At 74.7% G+C, this 16,412-nt stretch carries 22 protein-coding genes; 11 read left to right on the top strand and 11 right to left on the bottom strand.

What is annotated here, in order from left to right:
* Positions 1–68 precede the first annotated feature (68 nt).
* Both O2W15_RS13285 and O2W15_RS13280 read left to right on the top strand, forming a co-directional pair.
* Positions 69–719 carry a TetR/AcrR family transcriptional regulator gene (locus O2W15_RS13285; RefSeq protein ID WP_052091612.1) on the top strand — a complete coding sequence of 217 codons (651 nt, stop codon included), beginning with the start codon at positions 69–71 and terminating at the stop codon, positions 717–719.
* Between the two features lie 101 nt (positions 720–820).
* Positions 821–1,051, top strand: coding sequence for a DUF3107 domain-containing protein (locus tag O2W15_RS13280; protein ID WP_036340369.1), 231 nt, complete (start codon positions 821–823; stop codon positions 1,049–1,051).
* Positions 1,052–1,119: 68 nt separating this feature from the next.
* Here the strand turns inward: O2W15_RS13280 and O2W15_RS13275 are convergent, their stop codons facing one another.
* Positions 1,120–1,794, bottom strand: coding sequence for a ferritin-like fold-containing protein (locus tag O2W15_RS13275; protein WP_269164595.1), 675 nt, complete (start codon positions 1,792–1,794; stop codon positions 1,120–1,122).
* A gap of 265 nt (positions 1,795–2,059) precedes the next feature.
* On the opposite strand from O2W15_RS13275, the gene O2W15_RS13270 reads away from it, so the two are divergent.
* The 4 genes from O2W15_RS13270 to O2W15_RS13255 all read left to right on the top strand — a co-directional run bounded on the left by O2W15_RS13270 (position 2,060) and on the right by O2W15_RS13255 (position 6,929).
* Positions 2,060–3,865: a DEAD/DEAH box helicase gene (locus O2W15_RS13270; RefSeq protein WP_269179754.1), complete on the top strand. Its 1,806-nt coding sequence runs from the start codon at positions 2,060–2,062 to the stop codon at positions 3,863–3,865.
* Between the two features lie 71 nt (positions 3,866–3,936).
* Positions 3,937–5,079, top strand: coding sequence for an outer membrane protein assembly factor BamB family protein (locus tag O2W15_RS13265; RefSeq protein WP_269179753.1), 1,143 nt, complete (start codon positions 3,937–3,939; stop codon positions 5,077–5,079).
* A 45-nt stretch (positions 5,080–5,124) separates the two neighbouring features.
* Positions 5,125–6,060 (top strand): alpha/beta fold hydrolase, encoded by a 936-nt coding sequence (locus O2W15_RS13260; RefSeq protein WP_269179752.1) that lies wholly within the window; start codon positions 5,125–5,127, stop codon positions 6,058–6,060.
* Positions 6,057–6,929 carry an oxygenase MpaB family protein gene (locus tag O2W15_RS13255; RefSeq protein WP_269179751.1) on the top strand — a complete coding sequence of 291 codons (873 nt, stop codon included), beginning with the start codon at positions 6,057–6,059 and terminating at the stop codon, positions 6,927–6,929. The genes O2W15_RS13260 and O2W15_RS13255 overlap by 4 nt, the downstream gene beginning before the upstream one ends.
* Here O2W15_RS13255 and O2W15_RS13250 read toward each other — a convergent pair.
* On the bottom strand, positions 6,919–7,290 hold the full coding sequence (locus O2W15_RS13250) for a hypothetical protein (RefSeq protein WP_269179750.1): 372 nt from the start codon (positions 7,288–7,290) through the stop codon (positions 6,919–6,921). The genes O2W15_RS13255 and O2W15_RS13250 overlap by 11 nt on opposite strands.
* Positions 7,291–7,313: 23 nt before the next feature.
* On the bottom strand, positions 7,314–8,201 hold the full coding sequence (locus tag O2W15_RS13245; RefSeq protein WP_269179749.1) for a LysR family transcriptional regulator ArgP: 888 nt from the start codon (positions 8,199–8,201) through the stop codon (positions 7,314–7,316).
* Between the two features lie 70 nt (positions 8,202–8,271).
* Here O2W15_RS13245 and O2W15_RS13240 point away from each other — a divergent pair, with 70 nt between their 5' ends.
* The gene (locus O2W15_RS13240) at positions 8,272–8,898 is read left to right on the top strand and encodes a LysE/ArgO family amino acid transporter (RefSeq protein ID WP_269179748.1); all 627 of its coding nucleotides are present in this window, start codon (positions 8,272–8,274) and stop codon (positions 8,896–8,898) included.
* Positions 8,899–9,149: 251 nt separating this feature from the next.
* Positions 9,150–9,560, top strand: a complete 411-nt coding sequence (locus O2W15_RS13235) for a VOC family protein (protein ID WP_269179747.1) — start codon at positions 9,150–9,152, stop codon at positions 9,558–9,560.
* A 1-nt stretch (position 9,561) separates the two neighbouring features.
* Here O2W15_RS13235 and O2W15_RS13230 read toward each other — a convergent pair whose 3' ends face one another.
* The 5 genes from O2W15_RS13230 to O2W15_RS13210 all read right to left on the bottom strand — a co-directional run bounded on the left by O2W15_RS13230 (position 9,562) and on the right by O2W15_RS13210 (position 13,034).
* On the bottom strand, positions 9,562–10,416 hold the full coding sequence (locus O2W15_RS13230) for a RecB family exonuclease (protein WP_269179746.1): 855 nt from the start codon (positions 10,414–10,416) through the stop codon (positions 9,562–9,564).
* A gap of 51 nt (positions 10,417–10,467) precedes the next feature.
* A complete protein-coding gene (locus O2W15_RS13225) occupies positions 10,468–11,325 on the bottom strand; it encodes a PHP domain-containing protein (RefSeq protein ID WP_269179745.1) in 858 nt (285 codons plus the stop codon).
* Positions 11,326–11,381: 56 nt separating this feature from the next.
* Positions 11,382–12,056, bottom strand: coding sequence for a PH domain-containing protein (locus tag O2W15_RS13220; protein ID WP_269164584.1), 675 nt, complete (start codon positions 12,054–12,056; stop codon positions 11,382–11,384).
* Between the two features lie 7 nt (positions 12,057–12,063).
* Positions 12,064–12,219, bottom strand: a complete 156-nt coding sequence (locus O2W15_RS13215) for a hypothetical protein (protein ID WP_269164583.1) — start codon at positions 12,217–12,219, stop codon at positions 12,064–12,066.
* Positions 12,220–12,410: 191 nt separating this feature from the next.
* Positions 12,411–13,034, bottom strand: coding sequence for a DUF6758 family protein (locus O2W15_RS13210; RefSeq protein ID WP_269179744.1), 624 nt, complete (start codon positions 13,032–13,034; stop codon positions 12,411–12,413).
* A gap of 100 nt (positions 13,035–13,134) precedes the next feature.
* Here O2W15_RS13210 and O2W15_RS13205 point away from each other — a divergent pair, with 100 nt between their 5' ends.
* Positions 13,135–13,548, top strand: coding sequence for an NUDIX domain-containing protein (locus O2W15_RS13205; RefSeq protein ID WP_269179743.1), 414 nt, complete (start codon positions 13,135–13,137; stop codon positions 13,546–13,548).
* A gap of 24 nt (positions 13,549–13,572) precedes the next feature.
* Here O2W15_RS13205 and O2W15_RS13200 read toward each other — a convergent pair whose 3' ends face one another.
* Positions 13,573–13,887 carry a hypothetical protein gene (locus O2W15_RS13200; RefSeq protein ID WP_269164580.1) on the bottom strand — a complete coding sequence of 105 codons (315 nt, stop codon included), beginning with the start codon at positions 13,885–13,887 and terminating at the stop codon, positions 13,573–13,575.
* 67 nt (positions 13,888–13,954) lie between these two features.
* Positions 13,955–14,485 (bottom strand): MaoC family dehydratase, encoded by a 531-nt coding sequence (locus O2W15_RS13195; RefSeq protein WP_269179742.1) that lies wholly within the window; start codon positions 14,483–14,485, stop codon positions 13,955–13,957.
* A 118-nt stretch (positions 14,486–14,603) separates the two neighbouring features.
* Between O2W15_RS13195 and O2W15_RS13190 the strand changes: the two genes are divergently transcribed.
* On the top strand, positions 14,604–15,092 hold the full coding sequence (locus O2W15_RS13190) for a hypothetical protein (protein ID WP_269164564.1): 489 nt from the start codon (positions 14,604–14,606) through the stop codon (positions 15,090–15,092).
* Positions 15,089–16,018 (top strand): MFS transporter permease, encoded by a 930-nt coding sequence (locus tag O2W15_RS13185; RefSeq protein WP_269164563.1) that lies wholly within the window; start codon positions 15,089–15,091, stop codon positions 16,016–16,018. Before O2W15_RS13190 ends, O2W15_RS13185 begins: the two co-directional genes overlap by 4 nt.
* A gap of 37 nt (positions 16,019–16,055) precedes the next feature.
* Here O2W15_RS13185 and O2W15_RS13180 read toward each other — a convergent pair whose 3' ends face one another.
* Positions 16,056–16,349 carry a WXG100 family type VII secretion target gene (locus tag O2W15_RS13180; RefSeq protein WP_269164562.1) on the bottom strand — a complete coding sequence of 98 codons (294 nt, stop codon included), beginning with the start codon at positions 16,347–16,349 and terminating at the stop codon, positions 16,056–16,058.
* Positions 16,350–16,412: the final 63 nt, after the last annotated feature.

Raw genomic sequence — 16,412 nt, 5'->3', positions numbered from 1 at the left:
GACCCCTCTGCCGCGACCGGCCGGGGTGGGACGTCCTCCGCCCGGCGCGCCGGTAACATCGTCGGGCCATGCGACCCAGCCGACCCGTACCCGTGCCCGCGCCGCCGGCCGCCCGTCGCACCGCCCGCCTTCCGCGGGGTGCCCGGCGGCTGCAGCTGCTGCGGGCCGCGCAGGACGTCTTCGTCGCCCAGGGCTTCCACGCCGCGGCGATGGACGACATCGCCGATCGGGCCGGGGTCAGCAAGCCGGTGCTCTACCAGCACTTCCCGGGCAAGCGGGAGCTCTACCTGGCGCTGCTGGAGCAGCAGGTCGACGAGCTCACCGACCGGGTCCGCGAGGCCATGGCGGGCACGGAGGACAACCGCGAGCGGGTGAACGGCGCCGTCGGTGCCTACTTCGACTTCGTGGACGCCGACGGCGAGGCGTTCCGGCTGGTGTTCGAGTCCGACCTGCGCAACGACCCCGACGTCCGGCGGATCGCCGACCGCGGCGCCCGGCAGTGCATCGAGGCCATCGCCGAGGTCATCGCGATGGAGACCGGCGCGGACCCCGAGCGGGCGCTGCTGCTGTCCGCGGGGATGACCGGGCTGGCCGAGACGAGCGCGCGGTGGTGGCTGGCCCGCAAGGGCACCTTGTCCCGGGACGAGGCCGTGGCCCTCGCGTCGTCCCTGGGCTGGCGCGGCATGTCGGGCTTCCCGCTGCGCGAGGACACCGACTGACCGCCGACGTTCGCTGACGGCGGACCCGCTGGACCGGCCGCCTCCCACCGGGCTGGACTAGCGTGGGTGGCCAGTAGCCGGACCTGAGGAGGCATCCCCGCGTGGAAGTAAAGATCGGTGTCCAACACTCCCCCCGTGAGCTGGTCATCGACAGCCCCAAGAGCCCGGACGAGATCGCGGCCGAGGTGTCCAAGGCCATGACCGGGTCCAAGGACGGCCTGCTCACGCTGGTGGACGAACGCGGTCGGCGCATCGTCGTCCCGACCGACCGGATCGCCTACGTCGAGATCGCCGAGGCCGACCAGCGCCGGGTGGGCTTCATCAGCAGCTGATCGACCGCACGGACGCCGACAGGGCGTCGCCGCACCGCGGCGGCGCCCTGTCGCACGTCCCGGGCCCCTCAGGGGTTGAGGCCGAGGGCCTGCATCCGGACCGAGTGCGCGGCGGTGAGCCGCTGGAGCAGCCGGGCGACCCCGGTCAGGTCCCCGGTGCCGGCGATGAGCAGGTCGGCCAGCTGGTCGTGCTCGGCGATGACCGCCTGGGACTGGGTCAGCGCCTCACCGACCAACCGTCGCGCCCACAGCGCCAGCCGGCCACCGAGCGTGGGGTCGGCCGCGATGGCGGCCCGGACCTCCCGGAGCGCGAAGTCGGCGTGCCCGGTGTCGTCGAGCACCTCCTCGACCAGCGCGCGATCCGGCTGCGGCAGGAAGGCCGCGACCTCGCGGTAGAAGTCGGTGGCCAACCCGTCACCGACGTAGGCCTTGACCAGCCCCTCCAGCCAGGTGCTGGCCCGGGTGCCGTCGTGGAAGGCGTCCAGCGCGGCGACGAACGGGGTCATCGCCTGGGCCACGTCCACGCCGAGCTCGCGCAGCCGCTGGGTGAGCCGTTCGTGGTGCCCGATCTGGGCCGCCGCCATCCGGGCGAGGGCGGCCCGGCCCTCGAGGGTCGGCGCCAGCCGGGCGTCCTCGGCGAGCCGGTCGAACGCGGTCAGCTCGGCGTAGGCCAGCACGCCCAGCAGGTCGATCACCGCCGGCTGACCGGCCGGTCGGCCGGAGCCCTCCTCGACGCTGATCACGGTTCCCCCTCCTCATGCCCAGCGGCGCTCCGAGCGCGCCGCCGGCGGCCGCTCGACGCCCTCGGCGCCCGTGTCGCACGGCAGCGCAGCGAGGTTAACGGGCAGGTCACGCTAGGATGGAATCGGCGAGCCGCCAGGCTCGTTGTTCCTGCGCAACCTCCGTGTGCGCTGATGACCGCCGGATCACCTCCTCGAGGCCGGCCCCCCGAGGGCCGTCTCCCGGGCAGTCTGCACTCGACGCCCGGTCTGCTGGCCGCGTCGGCGCTTGGATCGAACATCCCGGAACCGACCCCGGGACCGGCGAGCGAGTCGGGCAACGCCGGAGCTCGAGACCGAGCTCAGGCACCGACGACGCACCGCGGTCCCCCACCAGACCGAGGCGAGAGAACTGACCTCCACCGAGAACACCCCCACCGCCAGCAGCACCCCCGCCGCTCCGGAGCTGGAGCACGCCGAGACCGGCGCGCCCGCCCCCGAGGAGCTCGAGCAGCAGGTCGAGGAGCTGGGTGGCGCGCCCGTCGCCCCCGACAGCCCGCTGTTCAGCGACTTCGACGTGCACCCCGACATCGTGGCCGCGCTGGCCGAGGTCGGGATCCACCGCACCTTCGCCATCCAGGAGCTGACGCTCCCGCTCGCCCTGGCCGGCAACGACCTCATCGGGCAGGCCCGTACCGGCACCGGCAAGACGCTGGGCTTCGGCGTCCCGCTGCTGCAGCGCGTCGTCCCCGCGGCTGAGGGCGGTGACGGCGTCCCGCAGGCGCTGGTCGTCGTCCCGACCCGTGAGCTGTGCGTGCAGGTCTCCCGGGACCTGGCCGCCGCCGGCGCCAAGCGCGGCATCCGGGTGCAGGCCATCTACGGCGGGCGTGCCTTCGAGCCGCAGGTGGCCGCGCTGCAGGCCGGCGTCGAGGTCGTCGTCGGCACCCCCGGCCGGCTGCTCGACCTCGCCCAGCAGGGTCACCTGATCCTGGGCAAGGTCCGCGGCCTGGTGCTGGACGAGGCCGACGAGATGCTCGACCTGGGCTTCCTGCCCGACATCGAGCGCATCCTGGCGATGGTCCCGGACAAGCGGCAGACGATGCTGTTCTCCGCGACGATGCCCGGCCCGATCGTCACGCTCTCCCGGTCGTTCATGAGCCAGCCCACGCACATCCGGGCGCACGGCAACGACGAGGGCTCGACGGTCCCGCAGACCACGCAGTTCATCTACCGGGCGCACAACCTGGACAAGCCCGAGCTGCTGTCCCGGGTGCTGCAGTCCCGCGACCGCGGCCTGGTGATGGTCTTCTGCCGCACCAAGCGCACCGCGCAGAAGGTCGCCGACGAGCTCGTCGACCGCGGGTTCGCTGCGGCAGCCGTGCACGGTGACCTCGGCCAGGGCGCCCGCGAGCAGGCGCTGCGCGCCTTCCGGGCCGGGAAGGTCGACGTGCTGGTCGCCACCGACGTCGCCGCCCGCGGCATCGACGTCACCGGCGTCAGCCACGTCGTCAACTACCAGTGCCCCGAGGACGAGAAGACCTACGTGCACCGGATCGGCCGCACCGGCCGGGCCGGCAGCACCGGCGTCGCCGTCACCCTGGTCGACTGGGACGACATCCCCCGCTGGCAGCTGATCAACAAGGCGCTGGACCTCGACTTCGCCGAGCCGCCGGAGACCTACTCCACCTCGCCGTGGGTGTACACCGACCTCGACGTCCCGACGACGGCGACCGGGCGGCTCCCCCGCGCGCAGCGGACCCGCGAGGGCCTGGGCGCGGAGACCCTCGAGGACCTCGGCGAGACCGGCAAGCGCCAGCGCACCGGCGGCACCTCCGCCGGCCCCGGCCGCACCAGCCCCACCGCCGAGGACGACAAGCCCACGGTCGGACCGCCCAAGAGCCGCCCGCGGCAGCGCACCCGGGGCAACGGCGCCGCCGCCGCGGGTGCCGCGGCGGCGATGGACGGTTCGGCGACCGACGGGGACGCCCCCGCCGTGACCGGGTCCACGGACGGCGGCGAGGGCGGCGGCCGGCCGCGGCGACGTCGTCGGCGCGGTGGCCGCGGCGGCAGCGGCGGCTCCGAGTCCGCAGCCTGAGAGAGGCCCCGCCTCCTCCCCCCTGGAGGCGGGCCGGACGAGCAGGTCACCGCGTCAGGAGCAGGTCTTCCGTGAGGTCTCTCGGCCCGCCCCTGCGGGTGTGGGTGTGGGCGGCGGTCACCCTCGTGGTGGCCGCCGTCGCCGTCCTGCTGTGGCGCACCTCCGACGTCTCGGCGACCTCCCGCACGACGGCGGAGCCGGCCGCCGTCCCCGATGAGGCACCGGCTGCCCAGCTCGCCCAGGCGTGGGCGGCGCCCACCGGCCCGGCACCGCGGCAGGCGGTGCAGGGCGGCCGGGTGCTGGTCACCGACGAGCGCGGGGTGGCCGTGCTGGACGCCGCGACCGGTGAGGAGGCGTGGCACTACCGGCGGGCCAACGCCACCCTCTGCGACGCGACCGCGGTCGATGGCATCGTGGTGGTGGCCTTCCGCACCACCGGGCGCTGCAACGAGCTGACCGGTCTGGACGCCTCGACCGGCGCCCGGGAGTGGTACCGCAACGTCCGGTTCCGCACCGACGTCGACCTGGCCGCCACGAATCAGATCCTGCTCGCCAGCAGCCCCACGGGGATCGTCACGATCGACCCGGTCGGCGACAACACCCGCTGGCGGTACGCGCCGCCGGAGGGCTGCCGGATCGTCGGGTCCGACGTCGGCAGCTCCGGCGTCGTCGTGCTGCAGCGGTGCAGCGGCCTCGCTGCGGTGCAGGTCCGTCTGCTCGACGGGTTCGCCGGCGACGTCGTCTGGACCCGCGACCTCGAGGTCGGCAGCGACACCGCCCGACTGGCCGGGGTCGACCGGCTGGTCGACGTCGTCGTCGGCGACCGGGTGCACGTGCTCTCCCCCGCCGACGGCGCGCTGCTGACCGAGGTGGAGCTGCCGGCCCTGCCGGCCGGCCAGGACGCCGGCACCGAGCCGCTGCAGCAGGTCGGCGTCGCCGACGTGGCCCTGCTCTGGGCACGTGGCCAGGTGCTGGCCCTGGACCAGACGACCGGGCTGCCACGGTGGCAGGTGCCCGCCCTGGGGCTGCCCGCCACCGGTGAGGAGGCCGTCACCGTGCCCGAGGCGGGGGCGTTCGTGCAGCGCAGCCTCGCCGACGGGACGGAGCTGCAGCGCTGGTCCACCGCCGACGAGGTCCCGGCCGGGGGGCGCACGTCGCTGGTCGGCCCGATCGTCGTCTACGCCACCGACACCGCGGTGCTCGCACACACGTAGTCACGCACTGCGGCGCGGGGCCGCACGGCGAGGCACACTCGGGGCATGGTCCTGCCTGGAGGCTCCGAACACACCGCCCCCGACGACCTCCGCCAGCTGGCGGTGCACGAGGCAGCCCGGGTGACCTTCCCCGGTCGTTCCGGCCCGCTGGCCGCCCTGGACACCGGCGCCTGCGACGGGCCGACGGTGCTGCTGGTGGCCGGCTACACCGGCAGCAAGGAGGACTTCGCGCCGTTGCTGTCCCCGTTGGGCGAGGCCGGCGTGCGGGCCGTGGCGATGGACCAGCGCGGGCAGTACGAGTCGCCCGGCCCGGACGACCCGGCGCAGTACTCGGTGGCCGACCTCGCGGCCGACGTGGTCGCGGTCGCCCGGCAGCTGCACACCGAGACGGGCAGCCCGGTGCACCTGCTCGGGCACAGCTTCGGCGGCATCGTCGCCCGGGCGGCGGTGCTCGCCGAGCCGACGCTGTTCGCCACGCTCACCCTGCTGGGCAGCGGCCCTGCCGCGCTGACCGGCCCCCGGGCCGAGATGCTGGACCACCTGTCCCCGCTGCTGGAGGCCGGCGGCGTCCAGCTGGTCAGCGACACCCTGGACCAGTTGGCGATGACCGATCCGCGGGCGCAGGCGGTGCCCGCGCCGACCCGGGAGTTCCTCACCCGCCGCTTCCTGGCCAACACCGCCGCCGGGCTGCTGGGCATGGCCGACGCGATGCTCGCCGAGCCCGACCGGGTGGCCGAGCTGGCCGCGACCGGCGTGCCGGTGCTGGTCACCCACGGCGTCGCCGACGACGCGTGGAGCCCCGCGGTCCAGGCGGAGATGGCGGCCCGGCTGCGCGCCCGGCACGAGGTGATCCCGCAGGCGGTGCACTCCCCCGCCATCGAGAACCCCTCCCGCACCCTGCAGGTGCTGGTCACCTTCTGGAGCGACCCGGACGGCTCGTCGGCCGCCGCCGACGACGACACCGCCGGGGCCGTGCGATGAGGCCGACCCCGTCGATCAACGACTTCACCGAGCGGGAGGACCTGCTCGGCTTCTTCGGGCCGGACAGCGTCACCTGGCGGGTGCACAGCGACCCGGCGTTCTCCGTGGGCGGCATCCGGGCGCTGCTGCTGCAGGCCCTGCACCCGGTGGCGATGGGCGGCGTCCACCAGTTCTCCACGGCCTTCGCCACCGACCCCTGGGCGCGCCTGACCCGGACGGCGGAGTACGTGGCGACGCTGTCCTTCGGCACCCGACGGGACGCCCTCCGGCAGGTGCGCCGGGTACGCGGGCTGCACCGGGGGAAGTCCGGGGTCGAGGAGACCACCGGACGGCACTTCAACGTCGACGACGCCGACCTGCTGCTGTGGGTGCACAACTGCGAAGTCGAGTCACTGCTGTCCACCGCCCGCCGGGCCGGGGTGCCGCTGACCGACGCCGACGCCGACCGGTACGTCGAGGAGCAGGTGGTCGCCGCGGTGCTGGTGGGCTGCGAGGAGGCCGACGTGCCGCGCACGGTCGCCGAGCTGGACGCCTACTTCGACCGGGTCCGCGCCCAGCTGGCCGTCACACCCGCGGCGCGCACCGCCTCCCGCTTCATCCTCCTGCCACCGATGCCCGGCTGGGTGCAGGTGCTGACCCCGGCCCGGCCGGCGTGGAGCACGCTGGCCTCGCTCGGCGCGGCGACGCTGCCCGGCTGGGCCCGCCGGCTCTACGGGCTGCCCGGGTTCGGGCTCACCGACGCCGCGGCGACGGCCGGCCTCCGGGCGTTCCGGCAGACCGCGCTGGCCGTGCCGGCCCGGGTGCGCGAGTCGCCGATCGTGCGGGCGGCCCGGGAGCGGGTGGCCGCGGTGGAGCCGCTCAGCGCCTGAGCGGGCGGCTCCCTGCCGGGTCCTGCCGGGCCGGGTCGTCCCGGGCAGCGGCGGCCGCCAGCACGAACGCCACCGGCAGGAAGAACAGGCCGATCCCCAGGCCCAGCACCAGTGACCAGCCGAGCACGACCGCCGCGGCAGCCCAGGTGACCCACCGGGCGTACCGGCTGCGCGACGTCAGCACCGCGACCAGGCAGACGACGACCGGCAGCCCGAGCAGCAGGAACGCGAACGCACCCGCGTCCCGCCAGACCTCGGCGGCCAGCCACGCGGCGATGAGCGCCGCCAGGCCGAGCGCGGACCAGCGCAGCACCGCCGACCTCCTCGTCTCGCCCTCCCGCAGGTCACCGAGTCTGGTCACCGTCCGGGACCCGGGCAAGCCGGTCAGCGGCGCCCGGGCACCAGCACCCGGCGCGCGGCAGCCAGGACGGCGTCGGCCACCCGGTCCAGCGACGGCGACCGCAGCCGCCACTGCTGCCAGTGCAGGACGACGTCCACCGCGCCGTCCGGGTCGAGCACCGTCAGGTCGCCGTCGGTGTCCTGCAGGTCGGGGACCATGCCCCAGCCCATGCCGAGCCGCACCGCGGTGAGGAAGTCGGCCGAGGAGGGCACGAAGTGCATCGGCGGGCGAGCCGGGTCGACCCCCCGGGCCCGCAGGTGCGCGTGCTGCAGGTCGTCACTGCGGTCGAAGACGACGACCGGCGCCCGGGCCAGGGACTCCGCCGTCCCGCCGTCGGCGAACCAGCGCCGGGCGAAGGCAGGAGCGGCCATCGGCCGGTACCGCATGCTGCCCAGCCGGGTCGAACTGCAGCCCGCGACCGGGTCGGCGTCGCCGGTGACCGCGGCCATCACCGTGCCGGTCCGCAGCAGCGCGCTGGTGTGCGCCTGGTCGGCGCGGTGCAGGTCGAGGACGAGGTCACCGGCCAGCGGCGCCAGCGCGGGCAGCACCCAGGTGGCCAGTGAGTCGGCGTTGACCGCGATCGGCAGGGCGACCGGACCGTGCCCCGAGCTGTCCAGCTCCCGGGTGGCGTCGGCGGCGAGCAGGTCGATCTGCCGGGCCAGCCGGAGCAGCGCCTGCCCGGACTCGGTGGGCTGCACCGGCCGGCTGCGCACCAGCAGCACCCGGCCGGTCGCGGTCTCCAGGGCCTTGATCCGCTGGCTGATCGCCGAGGGCGTCACGTGCAGGGCGCGGGCAGCGGCGTCCAGCGTGCCGGTGGTGACGGTCGCCTCCAGCGCCCTCAGCTGCGCCAGGTCGAGGTCCACAGCGACCATCAGACACGCTTCAGGTGCATCAGGGAAGTGAGCTGGTCTTCCGATACGGGCCCGACCTAGCGTGGTCGTCGTGTCCCCCGCCCTGCTCGCCGCCGCCGCCGGACTGGGGCTCGGGCTGTCGCTGATCGTCGCGATCGGGGCGCAGAACGCCCTCGTCCTGCGGCAGGGGCTGCGCAGCGAGCACGTCGCCGCGGTGGTCGCGGTCTGCCTGCTCTCCGACGTCGTGCTGATCACCGCCGGGGTCGCCGGTGCCGGCGCACTGGTCACCCGGGCGCCGGGGGTGGTGACCGTCGTCTGCTTCGCCGGGGCGGCCTTCCTGCTGGTCTACGGGCTGCTGGCCGCACGCCGGGCGCTGCGGCCGGCCGCCCTGCTCCCCGACGCCTCCGGCGCCCGCACCGGGCTCGCGGTCACCGTGTCCACCGCCGTGGCGCTGACCTGGCTCAACCCGCACGTCTACCTGGACACCGTCGTGCTGCTGGGCTCGCTGGCCAGCACCTACGACGACCGCCGCTGGTGGTTCGGCGCCGGTGCCGCCCTGGGCAGTGCGGTCTGGTTCCTGGGCCTCGGGTACGGCGCGCGGCTGCTGCGCCCGGTGTTCGCCCGCCCGCGCGCCTGGCAGGTCTTCGACGCCGGCATCGCCGTCGTCATGGTCGTCCTGGCGATCTCCCTGGCGGTCCGGGGTGCGGCCGGCAGCTGAGCGTTGTGCGCGGCCGGCTCGCGGCGCTACGGTCGCCGCCATGACTGCCGGGTCGGCCTCGAGCCGTGAGCGAGTCGGGTACCCGGCCCGCACGTGACCCCCGGGCGGCCCCGCGGGCCGCCTCCGGCGCAGCACCCCGCGCACCGTGTCGATCCCGGTGGCACCACGACCTGAACCCGGCCCCCGAGCCGGCCGCCACTGTGCAGTCCCCGGCCCCTCGTGCGGCCGGTCCCTCACCCCTCGGAGCACCCGTGCCCACTGCTGCCCTGCACCACATGATCGTCCCGGTCACCGACCGGGACGCCGGCGTCGACTGGTTCGTCGACCTGCTGGAACTCCGCGAGCCCTACACGGACGGCTTCTTCCGGTCCGTGCAGCTCGACGACACGATCGTGCTGAACTTCGCTGCCGCCCCGGCCGCGGAGCCGCTGCACCTGGCCTTCCTGATCGGCGAGGAGCACTTCGACCGCGTCCGCGCCCGGTTCGACGCCGACGGGACGCCGTACACCGCCGACCCGCCCGGGCGCCGTCCTGGCGAGGTCGGCGAGGTCAACCCCGACGGCAGCGGACGGCGGCTGTACTTCCGCGGCCCGGACGGCCACCTGCTGGAGGTGCTGACGGCCCGCTACACCGACGTGCCGGCCGGCTCCGCAGCAGGCTGACTCACTCGGCCGCCGCCACCGGCTCGGTGGGCAGGAAGCTCCACGTCTCCCGGGCCGGGGCGGCCGCCTGACCGGTCGGGCAGCTGGAGCGGAAGTCGCACCAGCTGCACTGTTGGCCGGGCATCGGCGGGAATGCCTCGTCGACGTCCGCGCCCGCGGCCAGCGCCTCGGTCGCGGTGCCGATGTCGGCGGCGATGTCCTCGGCCCGGCGGACGTGGTTGGCCAGCGACCGGTCGGTGTGCTCGAAGGCGGCGACGGTGCCCGACGGGAGGTGGTGCAGCTCGACCCGGTTGCACGGACGGCGCAGCGTGCGCCGGACGCCCAGCACGTACAGCGCCAGTGCCGGTGACCCGCGTGCCTCGTCCTCGGTGCTGGGGACGCGGCCGGTCTTGTAGTCGACGACGACCAGCTCGTCGCCGCGGCGGTCGATCCGGTCGACCCGGCCGGAGAGGGCGAGGGCCTCGGTGGTGGCGCCGACCGTGCGCTCGGTGCCGGCCGGCTCGTCGGTGGGGTCGAGCTCGGCCACGTAGTCGGTGATCCAGGCCGCGGCCCTGGCCCGCCACTGCGCGGCCTGCTCGTCGTCCCGGAAGCCGGCCCGCGACCAGCCGCTGTAGAGCAGCTGCCGGGCCGCGGCCGGGGTGCGCTTCTCCACCGGCAGCTCCCACCACGAGCGCAGCGCCGCGTGCACCGCCGAGCCGACGGTGTTGTGCGCCCACGGTGGGCCCTTCGGCGGGCTCGGCCGGGTGAGGTAGGCGAACCGGTACCGGCGTGGGCAGTCGGCGAAGGTGGCGAGCTTGCTCGGCGTGCAGGAGAACAGCCGCTTGGGCATGCCGGGCATCTCGAGCTGGTCGCTCACCGGTCTCCCTCCGTCGCCACGCCGCCACGGTAACCGGGGCCACCGACAGGGTCAGTCGGAGAGCACGGCGCTGCCGGTGCCGGCGGCCAGCAGCGCCTCGTACTGCTCGGGGTCGGTGGTGCAGGCGCCGATCGCGGTGCGCTTGTTGGTGCCGTGGTAGTCGCTGGAGCCGGTCTGGATCAGGCCCAGCCCGGTGGCCAGGGCACGCAGGTACGCCCGCTGGTCGGGCGTGTGGTCGGGGTGCTCGACCTCCAGGCCGAGCAGCCCGGCGGCGACCATCTCGGCGATCGCGTCGTCGCCGACCACCCGGCCCCGCTTCGTCGCCAGGCCGTGGGCGAACACCGGCACCCCGCCCGCGGCGCGGACCAACCGGATGCCGTCGAGCACGTCGGTGTCGGCCTTGGCCGCGTAGTAGGGGCTTCCGTGGTGCAGCAGCGTGCCGAAGGCGTGGTCGACCGAGTCGACCACGCCCGCCTCGACCAGCGCCCGGGCCACGTGCGGCCGCCCGACCACCCCGCCCTCGCTGCGGGCGACGATCTCCGCCCAGACGACCGGGTAGCCGTCGGCGGCGAGCGCGGTGACGATCCGCTCCCCCCGGCTCAGCCGCTCCTCGCGCAGCCGTACCCGCTCGGCGGCGAAGGCCGGGTGCAGCGGGTCGAACAGGTACGCCAGCAGGTGCACGCTGATCGGCGACCCCCCGGCGGGGAAGTACCGGCAGGACATCTCCATCCCCGGCACGAGCGTCAGCCCCGGCGGGCGCGCCTCCTCGGCCCGGGCCCAGCCTGCCGTCGTGTCGTGGTCGGTGAGGGCGACGACGTCGAGCCCGGCCGCGGCCGCGGTGGCGATCAGGGCGGCGGGGCTGTCGGTGCCGTCGGAGACCGAGGAGTGGGTGTGCAGGTCGATGCGCACGCCCCCAGCCTGCCGCACCGGCGCGGGGCCCGCCGCAGGGTGGTCGGGTGGACCGGTCAGGACGGCGGGCGGGTGCGTGGGATCGGGGCGGTGTCGTGCCCGCGCCCCGACGTCAGCGGTGGTGGCATGTGCTGTTCGGGGGCCTCGCCGTCCCCCCGGTCGTCGGCGCTCATCGACCCCTCGGCGTCCTCGTCGGAGCTCACCGGGTTGGTGGAGAAGTCAGAGCCGAACATCAGCTCCGACAGCCGCTTGTACAGCGCCTTCGCGTGCGGCAGGTAGGTGATCTCGTCCAGGCCCTGCGCCTGCCCGGCGGACTCGAAGCGGAAGGTGCCGTAGCCCAGCACCTGACCCCAGAAGGTCTCCTTCCAGGTCAGGTCGGTGATCCGGCGCAGGGGCATGACCGCGACGGTCCGGATGATCACCCCCGACGTCATCAGCACCCGCCGGCGGGTGATCAGGAAGTGCCGCACCCACCACTCACCGATGTGCAGCCCGAGGTAGCCCAGCGCGCCGAGCACGACGAGCAGGCCGACGACGGCCCCGGCCCCCGCGTTGTCCAGGTCGAGCTGCAGCACCCACACCCCGACCACGAGGGCCGGGACGCCCCGGGCCAGGGGGCGCGCCAGCACCGCCGGGTGACGGCGGGTGGCGATCACCGGTGGCTCGTCGGGGAGCAGGTACTTCTCGGCGTCCTTGCCCCAGCGGGGCCGCCGGGTACGGGCGCCGGACACGGCCGGGCTAGACCAGGGATTCCACGAAGGCCGACAGCGAGCCGGCCGCGTCACTGAGGGCGCCGCCGGCGCTGCGCACGATGCCGGCCGCATCCTCGGGTCGCTGGATCACGTAGAAGACCACGAACGCGATGGCCAGCCAGGTGAGCACCTTCTTCAGCAAGGTCGCACCGTTTCCCTTCCTCAGGTGGCCAGGCGGACTCGACGGCGACCGGGCGAGCGGGCCGACGGCAGTGCACCACGACGGCCGTCTGGACCGCGTCCCATGAGTAACAGCAGCCCCGCCCGGAACACCACTCGCCACGCCGACCACGTGTCGAACGGATCCACACCGGCCGGTTCGTCACCGCCCGCTCACCGGCCGGGCAGCAGCCGATCGGTCATCGGGCCGAGCGGGAGGTCGGGGTAGACCCGGTCGCGGAGGTCGAGCAGGGAGAGGTCCTCGGCCAGCAACCAGGCAGCCGACGCCGGCCAGGTGACCAGCCACAGCCAGACCCCGTGGGCCTCCCCGACGTAGGCGGCGCGGTCGTCGCCGACCGGGACCAGCCACAGCGGCACCCGCTGCCCGGCGGCCTCGACCGCGACGGTGGAGGGGCCGCCGACGAGCTCGCCCGGGTCGACGCCGGGCAGCCCCGCGTAGCCGCAGCCCAGGCCGGTGCCGGGCTCCTCGGCCACGAGCACCAGTTCGGCCGAGCCGCCGAGCGGGGCCGGGCCGGCGCAGGCGACGACGATCGCCCGGGCCCCGGGCTCACCGCCCCAGGCCAGCCCGGTGACCGCCCACCCGCCGGGCATCGGGTCGGGCACCCAGGCCGGCACCCGGGCATCGGCGCACACCGCACTGATCGCGTCGTGGGCGACCACGGCGGTGTGGTGCAGCGGGGTGACGGCTGCGTGCACGTGGCACCAGCCCTCGTCGGCCGAGCCGGGGCGGACGACCAGCGCCTCGCCGCAGCGCGGGCACACCGGGGAGACACTCATCGCCGCTCACCGTCCTGTTCTGCCGTGGGTTCGTCAAGCATCGCCTCAGCGTCCCGCCGTCCCGGGCACCGGGTCACCGGCCGCCCGTAGGCTCGCCGAGGTGGGCGACCTGCGGCCGGAGGTGGCGTGTGTCGGCGCCGTGGTGCACGACGCGCGAGGCCGGTTGCTGCTGATCCGCCGGGGTCACGCCCCCAGTGCGGGCCTGTGGTCGGTGCCGGGCGGGCGGGTGGAACCCGGCGAGTCCGAGGCCGACGCCGTCGTGCGGGAGACCGCCGAGGAGACCGGGCTGGAGGTGCGCCCGGTGCGGGTGCTGGGCCACGTCCGGATCGACGGGGACGGCGTCGTCTTCACCGTCACCGACTGGCTGTGCACCGTGGTCGAGCCCGAGCCACAGCCGGTGGCCGGGGACGACGCCGACGACGCCGCCTTCGTGGACGCCGCCGGGCTGACCGCGCTGGAGATGGCGCCCGGCGTGCTCACCGCGCTCTCCGGCTGGGGCGTGCTCCCCCACTGAGCTCGCGCGCACCCCGAGCCGGACTCACCTCGAGTCCGACGGCGGCAGCAGGGGCGGTGAGAACACCTGGTCGATGGGGAGCGGCCCGACGTACCGCTGGCAGGTGCACGGGACCTGCTTGAACGCGGTGGGCTCCTTGTCGGAGTCGTACTTGAGCGGGTCGCCGTTCATCATCCCGTGGCACCGCCCGGTCTCCGCGTTGTGCATCGACATGCCGTGACCGCACCCGCAGATCGCCTGGATCGGCTTGGGGGCCCGGTGGCGGCGCCCCTGCACGTAGCCGATGGCCTGCCCCAGCAGCACCGCCCCCACCCCGACGAGGACCGAGATCGGGTCCATCACCCACCGCCCTCTCCGCCGTCGCGGTGGCCGGCGGCGTCCGCCGGCACGGGGTGCCCGGGGCCGGTCACCGACGGACGGGCTCGGGACGCCCGGGCTGCTCCCCGCCGCGGGCCTCGCCGTAGGACCGCTTGGGCACCATGACCTTCCGGCGGAAGACGCAGACCACGGTGCCGTCCTGCTTGTAGCCGATCGTCTCGACGTGGACGACGCCGCGGTCGTCCTTGGAGCGGGACTCGGTCTTGTCCAGCACGGTGGTCTCGCCGTAGATCGTGTCGCCGTGGAAGGTCGGCGCGACGTGCTTGAGCGACTCGACCTCGAGGTTGGCGATCGCCTTGCCGGAGACGTCGGGGACGCTCATGCCGAGCAGCAGCGAGTAGACGTAGTTGCCGACGACGACGTTCTTGCCGAAGTCGGTGGTCTCCGCGGCGTAGTGGGCGTCCAGGTGCAGCGGGTGGTGGTTCATGGTGAGCAGGCAGAACAGGTGGTCGTCGTACTCGGTGACGGTCTTGCCGGGCCAGTGCTTGTAGGTGGCGCCGACCTCGAACTCCTCGTAGTACCGGCCGAACTGCATCTGGCTGCTCCCGCTGGTCGACATCGGGTGACGGACGACGCAGGTGGGACTGCCGGGGCGGCCGGGTGCACGCGTGCGCCCGGCTGCCCGCCACGGAGCGACGATGACCCGTCTGGACGGGCGCCGATCCTACGATGACCCGGTGCCCCTGCAGTCCGCCCCTGAGCTGCCCGCCGAGGCCGAGGTCGAGCGCCTGACCCCGGGTGGGCGGCGCGCCCGACTGGCCGCGGCCGCGATCGTGCTGGCCCTGCTGCTGGCCGGCACGGTGTGGGGGGACGACGACACCTTCCCCTTCGGTCCGTTCCGGATGTACTCCACCCGCGCGAACCCCGACACCCCGGTCGTCTCGACCCGGGTGGTCGGGCTGACCGCCGCGGGCGAGGAGGTCCGCCTCTCCGGGGGTGAGGTGGGGCTGCGCCGGGCCGAGTTCGAGGGTCAGCTGCCCCGGATCCACGAGGACCCCTCGTTGCTCGGGCTCCTCGCCGACTCCTACGCCGAGCGCAACCCCGCCGCCGAGGAGCTGGTGGAGGTGCAGGTCGTGCAGCGCCGCATCGACCTCGAGGGCGGCCAGCGGACCGGCGACGTCACCGACCAGGTGCTGATCGAGTACCAGCTGGAGGACGGCGAGTGAGCACCGCAGCGACCACCCCAGGCACTGCCGCGCCGGTGCGCCCGGAGGTGGCGCCGGCCGTCCCCGGCACGCCCCGCTGGTGGTTCCGCCCGGTGCCGCTGGCCCGGATCGCGGTCTTCCGGGCCATCGCCTACCTGTTCATCCCGGTCGACGTCTTCCTGACCACGGCGTGGGTGCGCGCCCACGCCGACGTGCCCACCGACTGGTACGCGCCGCTGCTCATCGGCCGGCTGCTGAACCTGCCCACCCCGACGCACACCCTCGTGCTGGTCGTCCAGTGGGCGCTGGTGATCGCCGCGGTGGCCGCCGCCACCGGCCGGGCGCCACGGCTGCTCGGCCTCGCCGTCTTCCTCCTCTACTCGGAGTGGATGGTCATCGCGATGAGCTACGGGAAGGTCGACCACGACCGGATCGCCTTCCTGGTCGCCCTGGCGGTGTTGCCGACGATCGGGCGGGCGCGGCTGCGGGACCGGCGCTCCTCGGAGGCCGCCGGGTTCGCGATGGCGGCCGTGCTGGTCACCGTGATGCTCACCTACTTCCTCGCCGCCTGGGCGAAGATCCGGTTCGGCGGCTGGGACTGGGCGACCGGTGCCACGCTGACCCGCGCGCTGGTCCGCCGGGGCACCGACCTGTCGATGTGGACTCTGGACGTGGCCTGGCTGCTGCCGACGGTGCAGTGGGTGATGATCGGGCTCGAGCTGGCGGCACCGCTGATCCTGCTGGTGCGCACCGACCGGGCCCGGATCGGGCTGGTGCTCTTCCTGCTCGGCTTCCACGCGATGGTCTACGCCGGGGTCACGATCATCTTCCTGCCGCACTGCGTCGCGATCCTGTCGATCCTGCCGTGGGAGCGACTGACGGTGCTCCAGCGCCGCGACAGCCCGGCCGGACTGCCGGCGGTGCCCGGGACCCCCGCCCCAGGCTGACCCGCCCGACCGGCGGCTGCGCTGTGCCGCGCCGGCGTCAGAGCATGGCACCGATCCGGGCGGCCATCTCGGCCTCGTGCTGCTGGTAGGCCGAGGAGACGCTGGTGAGCAGCTGCCCCATGCCGGTGAGCGCCTCGCTCACCCCCTGACTGGACAGCCGCCACTTCTCGTAGAGCTCGCTGAACTGCACCGCGGCCTGACTGTCGGTCCAGCCCTCCAGCACCGAGCTGTTGATCCCGGCGGACAGCGTCGCGTGCCGGGCCGAGGTGTCGGCGGCCTCCGCCCGGCACCGCCCTGCCATCGTGTCCAGCGTCGCGATGTCGACCTTCATGACTTCTCCTCAGCTGCCGGGGACGTCCCGGCGGGTCCGAACGTAGGGCCGCCGCGGCGCGCG

Origin of the sequence: Modestobacter sp. VKM Ac-2979 (assembly GCF_026967995.1) — a bacterium.
Classification (GTDB): Bacteria; Actinomycetota; Actinomycetes; order Mycobacteriales; family Geodermatophilaceae; genus Modestobacter.
This window is presented reverse-complemented; position numbering and strand designations above follow the sequence as displayed.

What these genes read in the sequence shown, in the direction of transcription:
- O2W15_RS13285 (WP_052091612.1), top strand. Translation starts at nt 69, where the DNA reads ATGCGACCCAGCCGACCCGTACCCGTGCCCGCGCCGCCGGCCGCCCGT.
- O2W15_RS13260 (WP_269179752.1), top strand. Translation starts at nt 5,125, where the DNA reads ATGGTCCTGCCTGGAGGCTCCGAACACACCGCCCCCGACGACCTCCGC.
- O2W15_RS13255 (WP_269179751.1), top strand. Translation starts at nt 6,057, where the DNA reads ATGAGGCCGACCCCGTCGATCAACGACTTCACCGAGCGGGAGGACCTG.
- O2W15_RS13245 (WP_269179749.1), bottom strand. Translation starts at nt 8,201, where the DNA reads ATGGTCGCTGTGGACCTCGACCTGGCGCAGCTGAGGGCGCTGGAGGCG.
- O2W15_RS13210 (WP_269179744.1), bottom strand. Translation starts at nt 13,034, where the DNA reads ATGAGTGTCTCCCCGGTGTGCCCGCGCTGCGGCGAGGCGCTGGTCGTC.
- O2W15_RS13200 (WP_269164580.1), bottom strand. Translation starts at nt 13,887, where the DNA reads ATGGACCCGATCTCGGTCCTCGTCGGGGTGGGGGCGGTGCTGCTGGGG.
- O2W15_RS13195 (WP_269179742.1), bottom strand. Translation starts at nt 14,485, where the DNA reads ATGTCGACCAGCGGGAGCAGCCAGATGCAGTTCGGCCGGTACTACGAG.
- O2W15_RS13180 (WP_269164562.1), bottom strand. Translation starts at nt 16,349, where the DNA reads ATGAAGGTCGACATCGCGACGCTGGACACGATGGCAGGGCGGTGCCGG.